The 19347-nt window shown below is 49.9% G+C and carries 16 protein-coding genes; 2 read left to right on the top strand and 14 right to left on the bottom strand.

Annotated features, from left to right (window positions below; all coding sequences use genetic code 11):
• Window positions 1-5: 5 nt before the first annotated feature.
• Window positions 6-992 carry an SDR family NAD(P)-dependent oxidoreductase gene (locus tag AC23NW_RS20325; protein WP_487451634.1) on the top strand — a complete coding sequence of 329 codons (987 nt, stop codon included), beginning with the start codon at window positions 6-8 and terminating at the stop codon, window positions 990-992.
• Window positions 993-996: 4 nt separating this feature from the next.
• Entirely contained in the window at window positions 997-2553 is a 1557-nt protein-coding gene (locus AC23NW_RS20320) for an ArnT family glycosyltransferase (RefSeq protein ID WP_487451633.1), read from the top strand.
• Window positions 2554-2770: 217 nt separating this feature from the next.
• Here the strand turns inward: AC23NW_RS20320 and AC23NW_RS20315 are convergent, their stop codons facing one another.
• The 14 genes from AC23NW_RS20315 to AC23NW_RS20250 form a co-directional block, all read right to left on the bottom strand.
• Window positions 2771-3733, bottom strand: coding sequence for a transketolase family protein (locus AC23NW_RS20315; protein WP_487451631.1), 963 nt, complete (start codon window positions 3731-3733; stop codon window positions 2771-2773).
• 12 nt (window positions 3734-3745) lie between these two features.
• A complete protein-coding gene (locus tag AC23NW_RS20310) occupies window positions 3746-4603 on the bottom strand; it encodes a transketolase (protein ID WP_487451630.1) in 858 nt (285 codons plus the stop codon).
• A complete protein-coding gene (fsa, locus tag AC23NW_RS20305) occupies window positions 4600-5256 on the bottom strand; it encodes a fructose-6-phosphate aldolase (protein ID WP_487451629.1) in 657 nt (218 codons plus the stop codon). The genes AC23NW_RS20310 and fsa overlap by 4 nt, the downstream gene beginning before the upstream one ends.
• 253 nt (window positions 5257-5509) lie before the next feature.
• Window positions 5510-7432 carry a sialate O-acetylesterase gene (locus AC23NW_RS20300; RefSeq protein WP_487451628.1) on the bottom strand — a complete coding sequence of 641 codons (1923 nt, stop codon included), beginning with the start codon at window positions 7430-7432 and terminating at the stop codon, window positions 5510-5512.
• A gap of 34 nt (window positions 7433-7466) precedes the next feature.
• Window positions 7467-8522, bottom strand: coding sequence for an endo-1,4-beta-xylanase (locus tag AC23NW_RS20295; RefSeq protein ID WP_487451741.1), 1056 nt, complete (start codon window positions 8520-8522; stop codon window positions 7467-7469).
• 120 nt (window positions 8523-8642) lie between these two features.
• Window positions 8643-8978: a hypothetical protein gene (locus AC23NW_RS20290; protein WP_487451627.1), complete on the bottom strand. Its 336-nt coding sequence runs from the start codon at window positions 8976-8978 to the stop codon at window positions 8643-8645.
• 82 nt (window positions 8979-9060) lie between these two features.
• On the bottom strand, window positions 9061-10491 hold the full coding sequence (locus AC23NW_RS20285; protein ID WP_487451625.1) for a family 43 glycosylhydrolase: 1431 nt from the start codon (window positions 10489-10491) through the stop codon (window positions 9061-9063).
• Between the two features lie 26 nt (window positions 10492-10517).
• The gene (locus tag AC23NW_RS20280) at window positions 10518-11276 is read right to left on the bottom strand and encodes an acetylxylan esterase (protein ID WP_487451624.1); all 759 of its coding nucleotides are present in this window, start codon (window positions 11274-11276) and stop codon (window positions 10518-10520) included.
• Window positions 11277-11459: 183 nt separating this feature from the next.
• The gene (locus AC23NW_RS20275) at window positions 11460-13388 is read right to left on the bottom strand and encodes an alpha/beta hydrolase-fold protein (RefSeq protein WP_487451623.1); all 1929 of its coding nucleotides are present in this window, start codon (window positions 13386-13388) and stop codon (window positions 11460-11462) included.
• Window positions 13389-13403: 15 nt separating this feature from the next.
• Window positions 13404-14795, bottom strand: a complete 1392-nt coding sequence (locus tag AC23NW_RS20270; RefSeq protein WP_487451622.1) for a glucuronyl esterase domain-containing protein — start codon at window positions 14793-14795, stop codon at window positions 13404-13406.
• Window positions 14796-14808: 13 nt separating this feature from the next.
• Window positions 14809-15873, bottom strand: coding sequence for an alpha/beta hydrolase-fold protein (locus AC23NW_RS20265; RefSeq protein WP_487451621.1), 1065 nt, complete (start codon window positions 15871-15873; stop codon window positions 14809-14811).
• A 57-nt stretch (window positions 15874-15930) separates the two neighbouring features.
• Window positions 15931-17010: an alpha/beta hydrolase-fold protein gene (locus tag AC23NW_RS20260; protein ID WP_487451620.1), complete on the bottom strand. Its 1080-nt coding sequence runs from the start codon at window positions 17008-17010 to the stop codon at window positions 15931-15933.
• A gap of 13 nt (window positions 17011-17023) precedes the next feature.
• Complete coding sequence (locus AC23NW_RS20255; RefSeq protein WP_487451619.1) at window positions 17024-18187, bottom strand: alpha/beta hydrolase-fold protein; 1164 nt, start codon at window positions 18185-18187, stop codon at window positions 17024-17026.
• Between the two features lie 34 nt (window positions 18188-18221).
• The gene (locus tag AC23NW_RS20250; RefSeq protein WP_487451618.1) at window positions 18222-19340 is read right to left on the bottom strand and encodes an esterase; all 1119 of its coding nucleotides are present in this window, start codon (window positions 19338-19340) and stop codon (window positions 18222-18224) included.
• Window positions 19341-19347 lie beyond the last annotated feature (7 nt).

Genomic DNA, 19347 nt, shown 5'->3' with positions numbered 1-19347 from the left:
CAAGTATGAAAATTCTTATAACCGGAGGTGCAGGCTTTATCGGCTCGCACCTGACCGAACGCCTATTGGCCGACGGTCATCAGGTCATTGTGTTTGATAATTTTGATTCCTATTATACGCCATCCCTGAAACGGGAAAATCTGCTGATTGCTCAGCTATACGATACCTTCCGCGTGGTCGAAGGCGACATCCGCCATGAAGCGGAGCTGGAGGCCGTTTTTGCCGGCGGAACGATTGATGCCGTGGTACATTTAGCCGCCAAAGCCGGTGTCCGGCCTTCGTTGCTCGAACCTGAGGTATACATGGATGTAAACCTGACGGGTACCGCCGTCCTGCTGAAGGTGATGGCCCGTCATCAGGTGCATAAGCTGGTTTTTGCGTCATCCTCGTCGGTATACGGCAATACGGTGACCAGTCCGTTCCGGGAAGATGCCGTGATCGATGTGCCGCAATCGCCGTATGCCGCCTCGAAGCGGGCCGGCGAGCTGTTGTGCAGAACCTATAGCGAGCTTCATGGCTTTGCTGTCAGTTGCTTGCGGTTTTTTACCGTTTACGGACCACGGCAGCGACCGGAAATGGCGATCCACAAATTCATTGAGCAGATCCTGCACGGTGAGTCGGTAACGATGTATGGCAACGGGATTACGGCACGCGACTACACCTTTGTCGGGGATATTGTGCAGGGCATTGCTGCTTCGCTGCACCGGTTGTCCGGCTTCCGGATCATTAATCTGGGCAACTCTGCCACGGTGCAGCTCAGCGAACTCATTATTACCATTGAACAGTGTATGAGCCGGTCGGCTAAAATCAGGACGGAGCCGATTCCGGCGGGCGATGTATTTTCGACCTGTGCTGACATCAGCGAAGCGCGGCGGTTGCTGGATTATGTCCCGCAAACATCATTGGAAGCAGGTTTACGGCAGCAGATAGCGTGGCAGAAAGGGCGCGGGTCCGGCGATGATGTTAACCGGAAACTGTCGCTGGCGGCCTGAATTCATGGAAACATTTGTTAAAGAGCATCCGCAAGCTACACAGCTTCAGGGAGCGACATGGATGAAGTGGTTGCCATGGGCGCTGGTCCTGTTCAGTTTTTTGTGGGGGTTGGGCAGTTCGCCGTTGTTTGATGAAGACGAAGGCGCGTTTTCCGAAGCCACCCGAGAATTGCTGGCTTCCGGCGACTACATTACGACACGGGTAAACGGCGTATTGCGGTTCGATAAGCCCATACTGACGTATTGGTTTCAGGCATTGAGTGCGTCGGTGTTCGGCATCAATGAGTTTGCCATGCGCCTGCCTTCGGGGCTGGCTGCCATCGCCTGGATGTGGGCCATCTATGCCTTTGCGCAACGGGAGTTTGGCCGGAAAGTGGCACAGGCGGCACTTGTCATTGCTGCCTGCTCCTTACAAATTACCATCATCGGTAAAGCGGCGACGGCGGATGCCCTGCTGAATCTCTGGCTGGCAACGGCTATGTTTAGTCTGCACGGCGTCATCTCGACGGGAAAACGGAAATTTGTGACCGCATTCTGGGTCGCGACCGCACTCGGTTTCCTGACCAAGGGGCCGGTCGCGTTGCTGATTCCCGGGGCCGTCGGGCTGATTTATGCAGCCGTCTGGCGGAAGTGGCAGCTGATTCCGCGCCTGTTGCTGACACCGGACATACTCCTGTTTGCAGGTATAGCCCTTCCGTGGTACTGGCTTGAATATCAGGCCCAGGGGCCGTTATTTCTGGATGGATTTTTCCTGCATCATAACATTGACCGGTTCAATACATCCTTTGAGGGGCATGCCGGAGGGCTGTTTTATTACATTCCTGTGTGTCTGATCGGATTAATGCCGTTTACCCCGCTACTGATCCGCGTGATTAGCCGGATCCGGTTCTACGGTCAGACACAGACCGGTTTTTTTCTGCTGACCTGGTTCTTTTTCGTTGTGGCGTTCTTCTCCTTGTCGGGTACGAAACTGCCGCACTATGCCATCTACGGCTACTCACCCATAATCGTTCTGATGGCATTTGCCTGGCAGCAGAAGCCGGAGCAGACCCAATGGCCATTTATGGTGTTGTGGACTATCCTCGTCGTGGTACCGTTGTTCTTACTGCCGGTGCTGATTGCTGTGACGAAAGATCCGTTTGCCGTCGACATCATGCGGGCTGCCGGTAGTTATTTCGGGTATGATTATTACCTGATGATGGTGCTGGTACTGATCCTGTTTTTCGTCAGTAACCGCTCTGCTCTGGCCGCACAGCTGAAGTTGGCCGGTGTTGGCTTGTCGATGTTGTTGATTGTAAATGTGTTATGGATGCCAAGGCTCGGGCAGCTGCTACAATCGCCGGTTAAAGATGCAGCAGCCATCGCAGCCAAATACGGGCAGCCGGTAGTGATGTGGGGGCATTACTGGCCGTCGTTTATTTTTTATCACCGTCAGTTTGTCGAACGCCGGCAACCGCAACCCGGCGACCTGGTACTGACAAAGCGGTCGGTGCTTCCGGCGACCGGACGGCGTGAGGTATTTTTCGAAAAAAACGGAATTGTACTTGTAAGGTGGGAGTAATAATCAAACTACATGAATTGAATTCATAGTTTACTAACGATATTTTGAGTTGAGAAATGCTTAATTTGTTACAATTTGTTGATTCCTGCGTCTAACAATTAGCATAAATAAATTGGTTAGCGGGTATCCCGCTGGTGAGATAAATAATAAGCCCCTGCCCGGTTGAGGCAGAGGCTTTTTTGTTTACCTTAATAATTTTGCGAATGTGGTTGGTTAACTACAAACCACTCTTCCGCTCTATCACCTTGAGTGCTTTTGCGACAATAGCGTCGGTCGTCAATCCATACTTTTCCATCAGCTGATCGGGAGTACCGCTTTCGCCGAAAGAGTCATTTACGGCGACCATGTCGAGCGGCGCCGGGTAGTTCAGCGCTAACAACTGGGCCACGCTGTCGCCAAGACCCCCGTTCATCTGGTGTTCTTCGGCGGTCACAACGCAGCGTGTTTTCCGGACAGATTCCAGAATGGCTGTCTGATCAAGTGGTTTAATGGTGTGGATATTAATGACTTCGGCGTTAATCCCTTTTTCGGCAAGAATATGCCCGGCTTCGATGGCGTGCCAGACCAGGTGACCCGTTGCAATGATGGTAACGTCGGTCCCTTCATTGAGCATAAGGGCTTTTCCGATTTCAAAAACCTGATCGGCAGGAGTGAAATTCGGAATAACCGGCCGTCCGAAACGCAGGTAAACGGGACCTTCATAGTCCGCAATCGCGATCGTGGCGGCTTTTGTCTGGTTAAAATCGCACGGATTGATGACCGTCATGTTGGGCAGCGCCTTCATCATGGCAATGTCTTCCAGTACCTGATGCGTTGCCCCGTCCTCGCCGAGGGTCAGACCGGCGTGGGAAACGCAGATTTTAACGTTTTTATTTGAGTAGGCTACTGCCTGTCGAATCTGATCGAACACCCGGCTCGACCCGAAGTTGGCAAACGTCGTAGCAAACGGGATCAGGCCGTTCAGCGTCAGCCCGGCTGATACACCAATCATATTCGCTTCCGCAATGCCGCATTGAATAAAGCGGCCCGGATTTTCCTTGATGAAGGTATCCAGTTTGAGGGAAGCAACCAGGTCAGCACAAAGCGCCACTACGTTTGGATTACTGCGGCCCAGTTCAGCCATACCGGCTCCGAAACCGGAACGGGTGTCTTTTTTTTCGGTATACGTATACGTTTTCATGAACGGCTTCGGTTAGTAATCGCCAAGGGTTTCAGTGAGCTGGCTCAGCGCATTCGCAAGCTGGGCGTCGTTCGGGGCTGCCCCGTGCCACTTGTGGGTATGCATCATAAAATCAACACCCTGACCCATTTCGGTTTTCATGATGATACAAACCGGCGAGCCATTGCCGCTCAGCTGCCAGGCTTCGTTAAACGTAGCAATAATGGCATCGATATCGTTGCCGTCCATGTGGAGCACCAGCCAGCCAAACGCTTCGTATTTTGCCCCCAGATCCCGGTTGTTCAGGACTACCTCGGTGGGGCCGTCAATCTGCTGCCCGTTAAAGTCAACGATGGCAATGAGGTTATCGAGTTTATGGTGGGGGATAAACGCAGCGGCTTCCCAGACCTGACCTTCCTGCTGCTCACCGTCGCCCATCAGGCAGTATACCAGATTGGTATCGCCTTTGATTTTTTTGGCATAAGCCGCACCGGCCGCTACAGAAAGCCCCTGACCGAGTGAACCGGATGCCACGCGGATACCCGGCAAGTGTTCTGCCGTGGCCGGGTGACCCTGCAGGCGGGAGTTAATTTTGCGGAAGGTTCCCAGTTCACTGACCGGAAAGTACCCGCGCCGGGCCAGTACCGAATACAGCACCGGTGAGATATGGCCGTTGGACAGAAAAAACATGTCCTCTTCCGAGCCGGCCATGTCGAAAGCAACCTGCTGCTGCTCATCTTTTTTCAGATGCATCAGCTTGAAATACAGGCTGACCAGCAGATCGGTGCAGCCCAGTGAACCACCCGGGTGACCGGATGCTACGCCATGCACCATCCGCAGGATGTCACGCCGGACCTGCGAAGCAACGTCTTTTAGTTCTGTTGTATTCATGCGTTTGCTTTTTTGTGGTCACTCAGGAATTTAGCTAATCCGATGTCTGTCAACGGGTGATTATGCAGGGCAGCGATGGCGCTCAACGGACCGGTCATAACGTCAGAGCCAATTTCAGCGCATTTGATGATGTGCATCGGGTGACGCACCGACGCCGCCAGAATCTGTGTTTCGTAGCCGTAATTGTCGTAAATCAGGCGGATTTGGGCAATCAGCTCAAGCCCGTCGGTTGAAATATCGTCGAGGCGGCCGACAAACGGCGAGACGTAGGTTGCACCGGCCTTGGCAGCCAGCAATGCCTGTCCGGCCGAGAAGATCAGCGTACAGTTTGTGCGGATGCCTTTATCCGTAAAATACTTGATGGCTTTCACCCCGTCTTTAATCATCGGCACCTTTACGACAATATTCGGGTGCAGCGCCGCCAGCGCTTCGCCTTCGGCAATCATTTCAGTATAGGTGGTGGCAATCACTTCGGCCGAGATGGGACCATCCACCAGTTCGCATATAGCTTTGTAGTGATTAATAACGTTTTCCTGTCCGGAGATACCCTCTTTGGCCATCAGCGACGGGTTAGTTGTCACACCGTCCAGCACACCGAGGTCAGCGGCTTCTTTAATCTCTTTCAGATTGGCAGTATCAATGAAAAATTTCATGAGTCAATGGTCAATGAGTACGTTATTTTTAATTGTAAAATGCTGACAGTTATGTAGTTAAAATAAGCGTTTGTTTGACACTTAATTTAATGGTGTAAAATTGACACATAAAACAGAAAATGTCAATAAGGAAGCCGAATACTTTACAAAAAAATATCGCTAAAGTAATACTTCAGCGAAAGTTGTGAGATAGGATGTGTAAACGGAGCATTACGAAAATGCTCCGTTCTATCAGCTGTCAAGACGAAAACGTTCAGAAATCATCGGTCCGGAATGGGGAGGCCGGCAGCCCTTCCTGATTGTACAGATTAGGGTTTACCGGATTATCAGCCCAGGCATACCGGACGTATTTAGGTGAGGGTACGTCATTGCTCCAGACAACGACTTTGCTATTTTCGATCCGCGCCTTTGCCCGGACAAATTTTTTATCGCTGCCGGCAATCGCAAAGTCTGCGGGAGCTTCGCCGTCTTTGGTGATCAGACCGCTGCCGGTATGAGAAAAACTAACAATGATTTTGTCGCCGTCAACCGTTGCGGACTGGTATACCGGTCCGGAATAGACGATGTCCTCCTTGTAGGCAAGTTTGAGGGCACCCAAAGCCATTCGTTCGCCGACATCTTTCTTGTTGTCAGGATGAATGTCATTCCATTCGCCCAGGTCAATGGCAACGGTCATGGCAGTATTCGGTATACTCAAGGCTTTCAACTGTGCCTCCCGTAGCATGGCCCAGCTACTTTCCGACGGCAGGTAATTGTAGTCCATGAAGCCTGGCAGCTGAACATAGAGAAATGGCAGGTCCGGTTTTTTCAGCCGGGTACGCCAGTCACTGATGAGGGCCGGTAACAGCGTTTCATACTCTTTAGGCTTGCCGGCATTGGTTTCTCCCTGGTACCAGCATACGCCTTTAATGGCATAGTCAGCTGCATGAGCAACCATCGCGTTATACAACGCCGCCGGTTGGTTCTGGGCGACAACCGGTCCTCCGAAGCCACCTCCGCGCATTGGCTGGTAAACGGCGCCAACCTTATACTGCCAGGTACCTTTCAGGTCAACGGTATCGGCACCGGCAAACACACAATAGGGTTTGTCGGGTACAAAACCACCCTTTCCGGCATTGTTGGTTACACGGATGGTAAAGACGTTTTTACCGGCTTTCAGGACATCGGCGGCGAGTTTATACCGCCGTTGCGGATACATGTACGTAGTGCGGCCCACCTGTTTTCCATTGATATACAACTCGTCAGCATCGACAATCCGGCCCAGAAAGACCGTGGCCGGTTTCCCCGTCATAGACGCCGGAATGTTTATTTCGCGGCGGTACCAGACAACCCCGTTCAGGTCTTTAATCCCCTGATCTTCCCAGTAGCCGGGAATGTTTATCGGCCGCCAGTTTTTCGGGGTATAGTCAGGATCGAACCATTTACCCGCCAGACCGTCGTCGGCAGATAAGGCCGGTCGGGGAACCGATGCTGCTTTGCGGGCGAGGCTATTGACGTAGGCCGTATCCTTATTTTTAGCAATCAGCGCCTGTATATCCGGCATGGTTTTAAAGCCTTCCTCACTGATCCATGCTTCTATCGGCGTACCGCCGACGCTGGCATTAATGATCCCGACCGGCACATGGTATTTTTGATGGATCGTTTTTGCAAAGAAATAGGCAACTGCCGAAAACGGCCGCACATCTTCACCAACGGCGGCCTTCCATTGCCCCTGCGGAAGGTCCGGCTGAGGTCCCTGTAAACTTGTCAATGTCGGTACCCAGAACTGACGGATCTGCGGAAAATTGGCTTCTCTGATTTCGTTGGCATACGTCACATCGTGGATATTCAGCTGATGCACCATATTACTCTGGCCGGAGCAGAACCAGACATCGCCAAGCAGAATATCATTGATTTTCAGTTGAGTTGTTCCGGAGATCTCCATGCTGAACGGTCCGCCCGCGGGCATGGCCGGTAGCGTGACCTGCCATTTCCCCTGCGCATCGGTCGTTGTTTTCGCCGTTTTATTAACGAAACGAACACTGACTTTTTCGCCTGGTTTGGCCCATCCCCAGATTTTGAGCGGTGTATCGCGTTGCAGCACCATACCGTCACTGATCAGTTTGGGCAGCTTGATTTGCGCCCGAGCCAGTGAGTTAACGAAGAAGATCAGGATTATAAAAAGAAATCTAAGCATACCGGACAAACAAAAAAAGATGGATCTTTCCGCATTACTTTTTCAGCCCGATGACCGAGTAAAACGCAGGTTTTGGCTGGTTATTACGGTCAAAAAGCAGCGGGTAATTAGTACGTCCACGCACAGGCCAGCCGTTAAGCCAGCTGTTGCCGTCGTTAACACCCCAGAACGTAACCCGTGTTACTTTGTCTTTATGTTTCAAAAACAACTTAAACAGTGCTTCGTAATCAGCGGCTAATTGTTTTTGAACATCATCAGGCAAGCCTGCAGTATACGGGTTGAGACTTGGGTCATTGCCCATCCGCTGGTTAACATCGGCTCCCTGAAAGTTGCGGGGCAGCACCTCAATATCCAGCTCAGTGAACATCACTTTCAGGCCTAGCGCGGCGTATTGCAAAATACTTTCTTCAATGTCTTTGAACGGTACTTTGCCCACGTGCCAGTGTCCCTGAATACCGACGCCGTCAATGCGGGCGCCTGAGGCCTGCACTTTTTTGATGAGGTTGATACAGCCCGCGCGTTTGGCCGGTTGTTCGTTGTTGTAATCGTTGTAGTACAATTCCACATTCGGCGCGGCCTGCTGCGTGAGGCGGAAAGCCTCGGCAATGTAGCCTTCACCCAGATAATCCAGGAAAACAGTTTTGCGTAGGGTTCCGTCTTCGTTCAACGCTTCATTCACCACATCCCACGAAAAGATATTGTCTTTGTAACGACCTGCCACGGTTTTGATGTGGTCGCTAAAAAACGTTTGAATGGAGTCTTTGCTGTGAATACCACGAATGAACGACGGCAACTGACTGTGCCAAACCAGCGTGTGACCGTTGATTTTGATATTGTTCTTTTTGCCGAACTCCATCAGTTTATCGGGAACCTCAAAAGCGTACGTATCCCATTTCGGATGAATCAAGGCCGATTTCATGACGTTTTCGGGCGTTGCCATGTTAAACTGGCGCACAATAAACTGTGTCATGGCAGGGTCGCGTTCTTCAATCTGACTATTGTTCAGGGCCGTACCGATCCCGAAGTCTTTCTTGAAGGTGTCTTTTAGCGATGGTATCTGCTGGCAAAACCCAGAAACCGCGCCTGTCATCAAAATGGCCGTACTGACAACTTTGACGTAATTTTGTGTATTCATAGGTGTATTGTGTTAAGGAGGAATGAAGTACTCTTTACCCGGCCTTTTATGGGCCGGATAAAGGGTATCGGTTTGTTACTGCTTGGCGAGCTTCATCTCACCGCGCTCACTTTTTACAACCAGCTCTTTTTCAGAAACCAACTCGCCTGTGTAGCTCATTTTGCGGTCGTTGAATGAGATGGAATAAGAAATTTTTTTGCCTTCTACTTTACCTTCTTCAATTTTGGCTTCGCCAAACTGGGTTTTCCACGTACCAGTCAATTTATCGCCTTCTACTTTGAAGGTATAGTTAACCTCAAACGTACCGTTTGGCGTTTCGCGGCTGCCTTTCCAGTTGCCGTCAATGGGATTTTGCGCCATGGCTACGAGGCTGGCGATTGATAAAATCAGAGAAAAAAATAGAGTTTTCATTGTGAAAAATTGGGGGTTTGGGAGTTGGAACATTTATTGAAAAAACGGTTATAAATTTGCTTATCAGCTCTACAGAGCACAATTAATGCGCCCTGAAATTCCATTTAGAATTATCACTTTCAAACTCAAATTCGGCAAGCATCGGTGTGCTATCTCCTGATGATACCAATGCCAGTTTTTTGCCCGAATTTGGCACTACCTTGGGCATTATTCGATAGGTACCATCCGTTAGCTGGTCTATTCGCCATAATTGTTCTGGACTACCTGTAAAGACGGGGACAGTTATTACCTGAGCATCTGCGGTTGCGGATAATGCTCGTTCGGTACCTGCTAATACAATTTTGTAATAGGGACCGCCTAAATAACCAGTAGAGTCTGGCGCATCGGTAATGGTCCATTTTTGGTGAGGGCGATGCATGTAATCACCTATGCGTACATTAATATTACCTGTTGACCAATTTTTAATCACATCAGCTAATTCCTGCGCAGGCACTGGTTTAATAGGCTCGGTATTGGCCTGGCTAAAGCCTCGCTGGGCAACAGCCATTCTGCTAAAATCTACGGCGAGTTCTAAACCATATCCTCTTCTAACCGATTCTATTTCAAACGTTCCCTCTTTAAATTTTTCACCAGCGATCGGCCAGCCATCTTTCCATACTATGGGAAGGATACCCAATACACTGCGACCGCCCTGATCTAAATCTGCCTCATAATGAATTGACATTTTTTCAACACCTTTTTCAAGAATTATTCGTCCAAAATGCCCTGGGCCTATGAGTCGCCCACGCGTAGCCACCACCATTTTGCCACCACCTTCCATCATGCTTCTACCTACATTATCAACGTACGGCCCGGTTACTTTTTTAGAACGGCCTACGACAACATTATACGTTGAGTTTGCACCATCGCAACAGCTCCCGTGGGTAGCAAGTAAATAATACCAGCCATCGCGATATATCAAATCAGCAGCCTCACAAACTATGGCTACATCTACAGGTTTATTTCCGTCTTTGAGTTTCCCTGTTTTTGGATCTAGCTCAATAATGCGAGTGAATCCATAATAGGTACCGTAGGCTAACCAGAGGCGGCCTGTGGTAGGGTCTAACATGATACCAGGGTCTATGGCATCGTTTTCTTCGTAACCATCAGAGGTAGCCACTATTACGGGTTCAGAATACTTAAAGTCGGGCGATTTTGGATCAAGTGTCTTATTCCACATTGTATAGATAATACCTTTGTGCGAAGGGCTACCACCAGTTGCTCCATAAACCACAAGATAACGATTGCCAATTTTGATAGCATCGGGAGCAGCACCGCCACCTGGCCTGACACCGCCTCCAAACCACGTCCAGCCATCTTCTGATATTAACCCTCCGCCACCTGTTCCAAAGGTGTAGAGTTTTCCGTCACATTCTACAATCGTTGAAGGGTCATGGATGAAAGGTTTGCCGACTTGGGCTAATACAGTAGTTGAAAGTAGTACTGATAAAAAAACAATTAGTTTACATTTCATTTCTGTGTTAATATTTTGATTAGATTTTAATCTTTGCTGATACTGATATTTTTGACAGGTTGGTCCTTTTCGTCAATAAAACGAAGGCAAAAATTAGCCATCCCCGGGCCGTTAATTACGGCTCCCCGAATAATATTTTTCCCTTTTTTTAAGGTTAATAAGGGTGAAGCTACATTGTCAACTATCATATCTCTGTCACCTGAAAGCATCAGTACTTCTTGACCATTGAGCCAAAACATTCCTCCCGAATTACATCCAGCAGTCATCCTTACATTCTGTATCTCCTCTGAGCATTCAATGACGGTAACCAACCAAAAAAGTAAGCCATACTTCGGTTTGTTGATGTCATAGGAAAAATTGAACAAATTAAAATTAAAGGTTTTACTATCCAGAGCATACCAGTTGAGCGCCTGATTACCAGCGTTTACCATTTCACCAGCCTTTGGTATCATTAAATAATCTTCCGAAAAGTTATTGTTTTTGAACTCACTGCGTAAGTAATTGTCGGTGAAAATATTATTTCTTGCTATGTCTTTCTTGATTGGTTCTAACACCAACCACCTATGAATAAAACCATTGGCATAGGGAGCTATTTTAGTGTTGGTAGCCAATTTAAAGTGCCTTGTTAATGTATGTGTAGTGTCGCCTTTTATAGGTATTGGGGGCAGCGGTGCTCTTTGCGGAGCAGGGGGCTGCGCTATGGCTTGGTGTATAAAAGTTTGTCCACTAAGCAGAATGCTCAATGCCAAAAGTGGAGAGAATAATTTTTGTATGCTTTTCATCATTTGGTTTCTTTTCAACAAGTTGTTTTTCACCTGTAACTATATTTTCAAAATTCTCCCACTGTTCATGATTTCGGACTAACTACTTTACTTATCTGGCTTCGGCTTCACACAAATACCAACAATCAAACGTTGTTTTCTGCGCGAAGCCGAAGGGAACTCCTACTCTACATTCCAGACCATCGTTTATTTAAACAACAACTGAGAAAATCCGAACAGGTCATGCCGCCAAACGGGCCACGTATGTCCGCCTGCGTATTCGCTGTACTGGTACTTGATGCCCATGTCGTCGAACTTCTTCATCATAATCTGGCAATTGGCGTGGGCGATGTCTTCTTTTCCTCCCTGCGAAATCCAGAATTGTTTGATGTTGGCGTTGATTTTGTCCTTATTGGCCTGCATAAATTCGTACTGAGGATCAGAGAGTTTGGTGTTGTTTGACCACCAGCTCGAACTGAACACGCCAAGGTAGCCGAACATATCGGAGTTACGAACGCCAGCGTGAAGCGTTTGCAGACCACCCATCGAAAGCCCCGCCAACGCACGGTTTTTAGCGTCGGTCAGGGTGCGGAAATTGGCTTCCACAAACGGGATGACGGCGTTTTTGAGTTCGTTTTCAAACTGGTTCAACTGCTGCATCCCAAAACCTGCCACACCGCCGCCGTTGCCGTAGAAATTCCCGTCCACCATCACAATCAACATTGGTTTGGCTTTATTTTCGGCAATCAGGTTGTCCAGAATAACGTCCGTACGCCCCTGCGTTGCCCAACCGCGCTGGTCTTCGCCACCGCCGTGGAGGAGGTACATCACGGGGTATTTTTCAGAAGATTTGTCGTAACCCGGAGGCGCATACACGTACATTTCGCGCCACGCGTTGGAGGCTTTCGAGAAGTATTTTTTGATACGAATGTCGCCGTGTGGGACGTCTTTAAGGGTATAAAATCCGCTGCCTTCGTACGGGATTTCGATGCCGCTGGCCATGCGCCCCATGCCGTAGAACGATTCGCTGGCAGGGTCAGCAAGCGCTACCCCGTCGATGATGAGCGAGTAGTAATGAAAGCCACGGCTGATGACATCGGTTGTCACATTCCAAAAGCCTGCCGTATCTTTCACCATGTCGTATTTTTTACCCAAGTCTATCTGAACCTTCTGTACCTGAGGAGCTTTAACTTTGAAAACTACGCGATTATCAGGCAAAATCTGCGGGTATTTGCCGTTGCGGATGTTGGTTGCCGCAGGCGTTCCCAGCACCGAATACGAAGGAAACGACGCTGTATCGACGGGTTTGAACAGGAATTGCGAGAACATAAACAACCCGTTTTTCCACACCTTAAAGTCGTGCCCGCCCGCTTCGAGGTAATAGATGTGCGGTACGCTGTTTTGGTATAAATAATCGTGGGTGCGTTTGCTGAACGTGATGAGTCCGTCGGCATCACCGCACGAAATCCAGAGCAGCTTCAGCTTTTGCTTGGCGTCTTCGGGATTGGGTACTAACTCCTGCGGAACTTTGGTGTTGGGCGCTGAAGAAAACCCGCCCACCCAAGCGAATTTGTCCAGATTACCCAACCCAAAATTCAGCGATTGCCCACCTCCCATCGACAAGCCCGCAATGGCGCGGTGTTCGCGGTCGGTGAGCGTCGGGTATTTTTTCTCCACAAACGGAATCAGGTCGTTGAGCAGGTCTTTTTCAAAGGTCGCGAAGGCTTCCACCTTGTCTTTGTCAAAGATATTTCCCACGGCGCGGTCGTCTTTCATGGCGCGGCCGTTGGGCATGACCACAATCATCGGCGCGAGTTTGCCGTCGGCGTACAAATTGTCCAGAATCACCTGTGGATTCCCACCTTTGAGCCATTCTTTTTCGTCGCCACCAATGCCGTGCAGCAGGTACAACACGGGGTATTTGGTCTTTTTGTTAAAATTGGGTGGCGTGTAAATGAGTGCTTTACGGGTACTGCCAACCGTCTTGGATTCGTACTTCACCGTGTCCAGTTTACCCGTGGCAATGCCCGTTCGGACCTGATCAAAACTTTTGGGCATTTCTTTGTCGGTAGGTTGGGCTTTCAAACCGCCCACAAGGCCGAAAAGTGTAAAACTAAAATACAATAAATGCTTCATACTGAAAGGGTTTAATTATTCAAAATACTTACAATCACCCCAATACCGACAGGCCCACGCAATCCACGTGCTCCAGTTGGGGCCCGTACTGTGTCCGCCTGCGTGTTGCCGAAACGCTATTTCTCCGTCAATCAGCGGAGTGCCGATGCGGGGAAATTCGGAGGTTCCAAGGTCTTTTTTACCAAATAGTTTGTACACAGGTCCCGCATGGACACCCGCCAAAAACATGCCTTTGGCATCCACCCACTGCCCTTCCACCTGCGGCGAACCAGAGCTGATAAAAACGGGACGGGGAGCCGACAACGCCACCAGAGAATGACCATCGACGGGCATATCCTGCGGCGTGAGCGGCCCTGCGTACTTCAAAAAATTACCGCAAAACCAATGGTATTCGCCCGAACCTGCCAGATTTTCGACCTGCTCGCCAAAGATTCGGCGTAGAATCTTGGCACCGCCAGCCCCTGATGACCCGATGAAAGCCAGCGAGAAACGAGGCTCAAAGGCCATAGCAACGGCGGTGGCTTTTCCATAGCGCGAAAGCCCTTCGATGGCAATGCGCTTGGTATCAACGTCCTTGTCCGTTTCAAAATAATCAACGGCGCGGCTGGCACCCCACGCCCATGCCCGCAATGCACCCCAATCGTCAGGCTTTCGGAATTGCCCCTTGTTGCACAGGCCGATGATGCCTTCGGTCAGCCCTGCGCCATTGTCGGCCTGAATGCTGGAGGGCACAAGGATGGCATAGCCCCAACCTCGGGAAATCAGTTGTTCTTTCCACGTCGGTTCGCCCGCCGACCCTAACCCAATGGGCTGAACGGGTGCATTATTTCCAAACGGTGAACGGATAAAGCCAAATTCCATGACCACAGGCACGGGACCCGACGCAGTTTTAGGGGTTGCGAGTACCAGTTCCATGTTGACACTGATGGATGGGTACGCCGAATTGTCCACCACACCCCGCAGCGTTTTTTCTTTAATGGACTGATTCCCAACAACCGTGTCTTTGACCGAAACCACCTGCCAGTTTACGTTCGGAATGACAGCGGGTAATCGACCATAAACTTCCCGTTCAAAATCTTCCACCAATTCAGGCCGCTTGGTAGCCACCCAGTCTTTGGCCGACTTTACTTTTTTCCCGTTTTTGAGTACCAACGGATCGGGTAATGTATAGGGCGGCACCTTCGCTTCATCCCGATTGGCGGCATTGGGTGCCGAAGGGTTTCCCGATGGCCCCTGACGAAGCGATTGGATGCCTAGCTGGTTCAGCATTTGCCGATGGTCGGCCGCTGTTTTTCGCTGCATCCGTGCCATCAAACTATCCTGTTCGGGCGTGCGGCGTGGCTGCTGCGCAAAGGCAGCTGTCAGGGCAAGTAAACCATGCAGACACAGCAGAACCGTTTTTCTCATCTGATTTTTGGTGTTATTTCTTGAACAACATCGGGGCCAATTGGTACAAACTCCGACGCCACGTCTGGAACTCGTGGGCAGTGCCTTCTGAAACATACGACACCGCGTTGAAGCCCGCCGTTTTCAGTTCTTCCGTCGCTTTTTTGACGCCGTCGGGGCGTTCTTTGCTACCGCAACTCAGGAAAATCAGCTTAACTTTCGATTTGTCGGTGATGTCGGTCGGGGCATAAACGCCACCGCTGAGCAGTCCGTAGTACGCAAACACGTCAGGATTATTGAGCGTAATCATTTTGGTTTCCATGCCCCCCATCGACAAGCCCGCCATGGCGCGGTTGTCTTTGTTGGCCAGCGTACGGAAATTGGCATCGATGTACGGAATCAACTCGTTGATTAACACCGTCTGGAAAGGCTCAATCTTGAATTCACGGATTTTCCCAAACTTCACCTCGTTGGTCATGCCGTAAGTATTGACGATGATAAACGGCTTGATTTTTCCTTCCGCAATCAGGTTGTCCATGATTAAATTGGCGCGTCCCTGATTCATCCATGCCGTTTCGTCTTCGCCCCAGCCGTGCTGCAAATACAACACAGGGTATTTGTCTTTCCCTTTTTCATAGCCTGCGGGTGTATAGACAAACGCCCGACGCGAAGTGCCCGTGCTTGGCGACGGGAAAAGCACTTGCTGCACATGGCCGTGCGGTACGTTTTTGAGGGCATAAAAATCCTGATCTTTGGCAGGAATCTCAATGCCGCTTTCCCAGCGCACCGAGCCGTAATAATTGAGCGTGCCTGGGTCGTTGAATTTCCCCCCGTCAATTTTGACGTTGTAGTAGTGAAAGCCTTCGTCCATCGGACCATCGGTGGTGCCCATCCACGTGCCGTCTTCAGCTTTGGCGAGTTTTGTGCCGCCTTTGCCCCCCAGTCCCAAACTTACCCGCACGCTGTCGGCGGCAGGCGCTACGATTTTGAAGCGGGCGTAACCTTGAGAATTAACCATCGGGTATTCCTGACCCGGCTGGTTGAGGCTGGACGGTTTGAAGTCCTCAGCGACTTGGGCCTGACAGAGTCCGATAGACATTGCCGAAGCCATAAAAGTTGATAAAATGCGGTTTTTCATCATCATAAGGGTTTGTTTTTATTTAAAAATTTGCTGTAATGAGTTGGCTAAGAATAACTTACAATTCATCCACGTATGCCCGCCCGACACAATGAGCGGTTCGACCTTGATTTTCTTTTCCTGAAACATGGCGATGTTTTGTTTCACACTTTCGTAAAGAAAATCCTCGGTTCCTACGCTGATGGTGAACAGTTTGAGTTGTTTGTTGACTTTATCGGCATCGGGGGTCCAGTCGGTGAAGTTCTTTTTGAACTCGTCGGTAGCGGTGTAGGGCGCGTACGAACAGATGTAGGCAAACGTATCGGTGTTGGTAAAGCCAATGTTCAGCGTCTGTCCGCCACCTACCGAAAACCCAGCCACGGCGCGGCCTTTGCTGTCAGTTTGGGTGGGGTAATTGGCCTGCACAAACGGAATGATGTCGTTCACCACGTCTTTGGTAAAATCGGCCATCGGAGCGGGGCGAACATTGCCGTAGGGCATCACAATAATCATGGGTTTGGCCTTGCCCTGCGCGATGAGGTTATCGGCAATGAAGTTGGCCCTGCCTACTTTGGTCCACGTTTCTTCGGTATCCGACCCGCCATGAATCAGGTACAATACGGGATATTTTGTCTTGCCGCTGACGTCAAAATTGGGTGGGGTGTAAACCAACAATTGGCGGGTTGTATTCAGCGTTTTTGAGGAATACGTATGGTACGTCACTTTACCATGCGGGACGTTTTGGAGGCTGTGAACCAGCGGTTTATCACCTTTTACTTCTACGATGCTCCGCTTAAATCGTTCATTGGCAAAAATCTGCGTGTTGTTGGGGTCAGCAACGCCTACCCCATCCACGGTAAAATTATACGGGTAAATATCGGGCGTAACGGGAGGCACCGTCACCCGCCAGATACCCGAGGTGTCTTTAGTCAGTAAAACGGGTTCTTTCAAAAATTCACCCGACAATTTTACCTCACGCGCCGTTCTGGAAAAATAGGTAAACGTGATGCTGTTGTCGGCATGGACGTTGGGCGAACTGATGGCGGGCGGGCGCTGCTGGGCCAGTGCGCTCATGGAAACGAACCCGAGAAAAAGGGAGAAAAATGCGGCTTTGTTCATGGTTATTGCGGCTTTATTTGAACAAAACAGGCAACGTCTCATTGAGGTACTTCTTCACGTTCATCCACGTGTGGCCGCCGTCGATGACGTAACTTTTGTAATTTATCTTCTTGGCTTTCAGGTAGTCTTCAAACTCGACCGTGCCTTTGTACAGAAAATCATCGGTTCCGATACCCGACCAAAGCAGTTTAAAATCCTTGTTAGTTTTGACAGGATTTGAGGTAATGTTGGTAAAGCTTTTGTCCATTTCGGCGGGCGCAATGTAGGACGCATAACTGCACACGTAGGCAAACTTATCGACGTTGTTGAAGGCCGTGCGCAGCGTTTGTCCACCCCCGCGCGAGAAGCCGCCAATGGCGCGGTTGTCGCGGTTGTTGATTGTTCGGTAGTTTTTCTCGATGTACGGAATGACGTGGGACACAAGATCGGTTTCAAACAACTTCATGCGGCGCAGGGCATCGTCGCCGTCGCGGCTCATCACATCGGCAGGTTTGTCTTTGCCCGTTTGTTCGGCAATTTTCGCCAGCGGATTCCCGTATGGCATCACCACAATCATAGGCTTAGCCGTGCCCGCCGCAATCATGTTGTCGAGCATCAGGTTCACTTTCCCCACTTTCCAGAAGGTTTCTTCGGTATCGGTCGTGCCGCTGATGAGGTAATAGACCGGGTATTTTTTGGCGGTTTCTTTGGTATAACCCGCTGGTGTATAGACAACAACCGTCCCCGTTGAACCTTCGACCGACGGATAATATTCGTAGGTAATGGAGCCGTGTGGTACGTTTTTCAACGCATAAATGGCAGGTTCGTCCGACGGGATTTCGACCAGACTGGCCTTGAATCGCTCGTTGGGGAAGAAGGCGACATTGGCAGGATCCATCACCGTAACGCCATCGACTTTAAAACTATACGGGTAAATATCGGGCTTAACTGGGCCAACGGTGACCGACCAAACACCTTCCGCGTTTTTGGTCAAGGGCACGTCGGTTTGGCCAAACTGACTCCCGCCCAACAATACCGTTTTGGCGTTTGGCGCTAAGTACGAAAACGTGACGGTTTTGTCGGAATTGACTTTGGGCGAAATCACAAACGGGCCGCGCGGGGGCTGCCCATTTCCTAAAAATGGAATGAGAATCAGCAAAAGCAGACTGAGCTGTTTGAAGAGTGTAACGATTTTCATTGGTTTACTGATTGGTTAAGGATGTATTGGTTTACTATTTAAAAAGCTTAGGCGCAATGACACTCAGATAGTGTTTTACATTCATCCACGTATGCCCGCCGTCGGTGATGAGGCTTTCGTACTTAATCTTCTTCTGGTCAAGTAGCTGCATATATTCCTGATTGACGGCATATAAGCCATCTTCTTTGCCCACGCCAATCCAAAATAATTTCAGGTTCTTATTGGCCTGTGCGGCATTCTTAAAAAACACCTCATTGTTGCGGTCAAACTCATTTTTGAGCATACCCGGGGCAAACCCACAGACATAGGCAAATTGGTCGGTGTTGTTCAGGCCAAAGTACAGCGTGGTGCCTCCCCCGCCCGAAAATCCTGCGATGGCGCGGTTGTTTTTGTCGTTGAGGGTGCGGTAATTTTTCTCAATGAACGGCATCAAATTGCCGAAAAAGTCCTTTTTAAATTCCTGCAAATTGTCCCAGTTTCGCAAACTGCCCGACGACTTGCTGATGACAGGATAAGCCCGTCCATAGGGCATCACAATAATCATGGGTTTGGCCTTGCCCTGTGCAATCAGGTTGTCAAGAATGACATTGGCGCGGCCTACTTTTGTCCACGTTTCCTCGGTATCGGTGGTGCCGTGCAATAAATAAAGCACTGGATAAGAAGCCTTTGGGTTTGCTTCGTACCCAGCAGGGGTATAAACCACCACAGGGCGCGTTCCTAACTCCGCCGACTGGTAATATCGGTACGACACCGTGCCGTGAGGGACGTTTTGCAGGGTATGTACCAACGGTGTGTTTCCCGTAATTTCAACCACACTATTCTGAAAACCTTCATTGGGAAAAAGCGCTGAATTGGTGGGATCGGCCACCGAAATCCCATCGACATTGAACGCATAGGGATACATATCGGGCTTCACGGGAGCAGTAGTAACGCTCCAAACCCCTTTGTCATCCTTGGTCATGGCCAAAGGTGATTTTTCAAACTGCGCACTGAGCTTCACTTCTTTGGCCGCAGGCGCATAAAACCGAAACGTCACCGAATTATCAGCATGGACTTCGGGCGAAACAATGACGGGTCTTGACGTGGGCTGCCCCACGGCAATACTCGCGGTGAGGATGGCAAACAAAAGCAAGTAAATCGGTTGGGTTTTCATCGGTTAA

It is taken from the genome of Arsenicibacter sp. R0_47, from assembly GCF_057652235.1.
Note: the sequence above shows the minus strand (reverse complement) of the source record. Positions and strands in the feature narration are given on the sequence as shown.

Excerpts from the sequence above, each read along its gene's own strand:
- AC23NW_RS20325 (WP_487451634.1), top strand. The coding sequence starts at position 6 with ATGAAAATTCTTATAACCGGAGGTGCAGGCTTTATCGGCTCGCACCTG.
- AC23NW_RS20320 (WP_487451633.1), top strand. The coding sequence starts at position 997 with ATGGAAACATTTGTTAAAGAGCATCCGCAAGCTACACAGCTTCAGGGA.
- AC23NW_RS20315 (WP_487451631.1), bottom strand. The coding sequence starts at position 3,733 with ATGAAAACGTATACGTATACCGAAAAAAAAGACACCCGTTCCGGTTTC.
- AC23NW_RS20310 (WP_487451630.1), bottom strand. The coding sequence starts at position 4,603 with ATGAATACAACAGAACTAAAAGACGTTGCTTCGCAGGTCCGGCGTGAC.
- fsa (WP_487451629.1), bottom strand. The coding sequence starts at position 5,256 with ATGAAATTTTTCATTGATACTGCCAATCTGAAAGAGATTAAAGAAGCC.
- AC23NW_RS20300 (WP_487451628.1), bottom strand. The coding sequence starts at position 7,432 with ATGCTTAGATTTCTTTTTATAATCCTGATCTTCTTCGTTAACTCACTG.
- AC23NW_RS20295 (WP_487451741.1), bottom strand. The coding sequence starts at position 8,522 with ATGACAGGCGCGGTTTCTGGGTTTTGCCAGCAGATACCATCGCTAAAA.
- AC23NW_RS20290 (WP_487451627.1), bottom strand. The coding sequence starts at position 8,978 with ATGAAAACTCTATTTTTTTCTCTGATTTTATCAATCGCCAGCCTCGTA.
- AC23NW_RS20285 (WP_487451625.1), bottom strand. The coding sequence starts at position 10,491 with ATGAAATGTAAACTAATTGTTTTTTTATCAGTACTACTTTCAACTACT.
- AC23NW_RS20280 (WP_487451624.1), bottom strand. The coding sequence starts at position 11,276 with ATGATGAAAAGCATACAAAAATTATTCTCTCCACTTTTGGCATTGAGC.
- AC23NW_RS20275 (WP_487451623.1), bottom strand. The coding sequence starts at position 13,388 with ATGAAGCATTTATTGTATTTTAGTTTTACACTTTTCGGCCTTGTGGGC.
- AC23NW_RS20270 (WP_487451622.1), bottom strand. The coding sequence starts at position 14,795 with ATGAGAAAAACGGTTCTGCTGTGTCTGCATGGTTTACTTGCCCTGACA.
- AC23NW_RS20265 (WP_487451621.1), bottom strand. The coding sequence starts at position 15,873 with ATGTCTATCGGACTCTGTCAGGCCCAAGTCGCTGAGGACTTCAAACCG.
- AC23NW_RS20260 (WP_487451620.1), bottom strand. The coding sequence starts at position 17,010 with ATGAACAAAGCCGCATTTTTCTCCCTTTTTCTCGGGTTCGTTTCCATG.
- AC23NW_RS20255 (WP_487451619.1), bottom strand. The coding sequence starts at position 18,187 with ATGAAAATCGTTACACTCTTCAAACAGCTCAGTCTGCTTTTGCTGATT.
- AC23NW_RS20250 (WP_487451618.1), bottom strand. The coding sequence starts at position 19,340 with ATGAAAACCCAACCGATTTACTTGCTTTTGTTTGCCATCCTCACCGCG.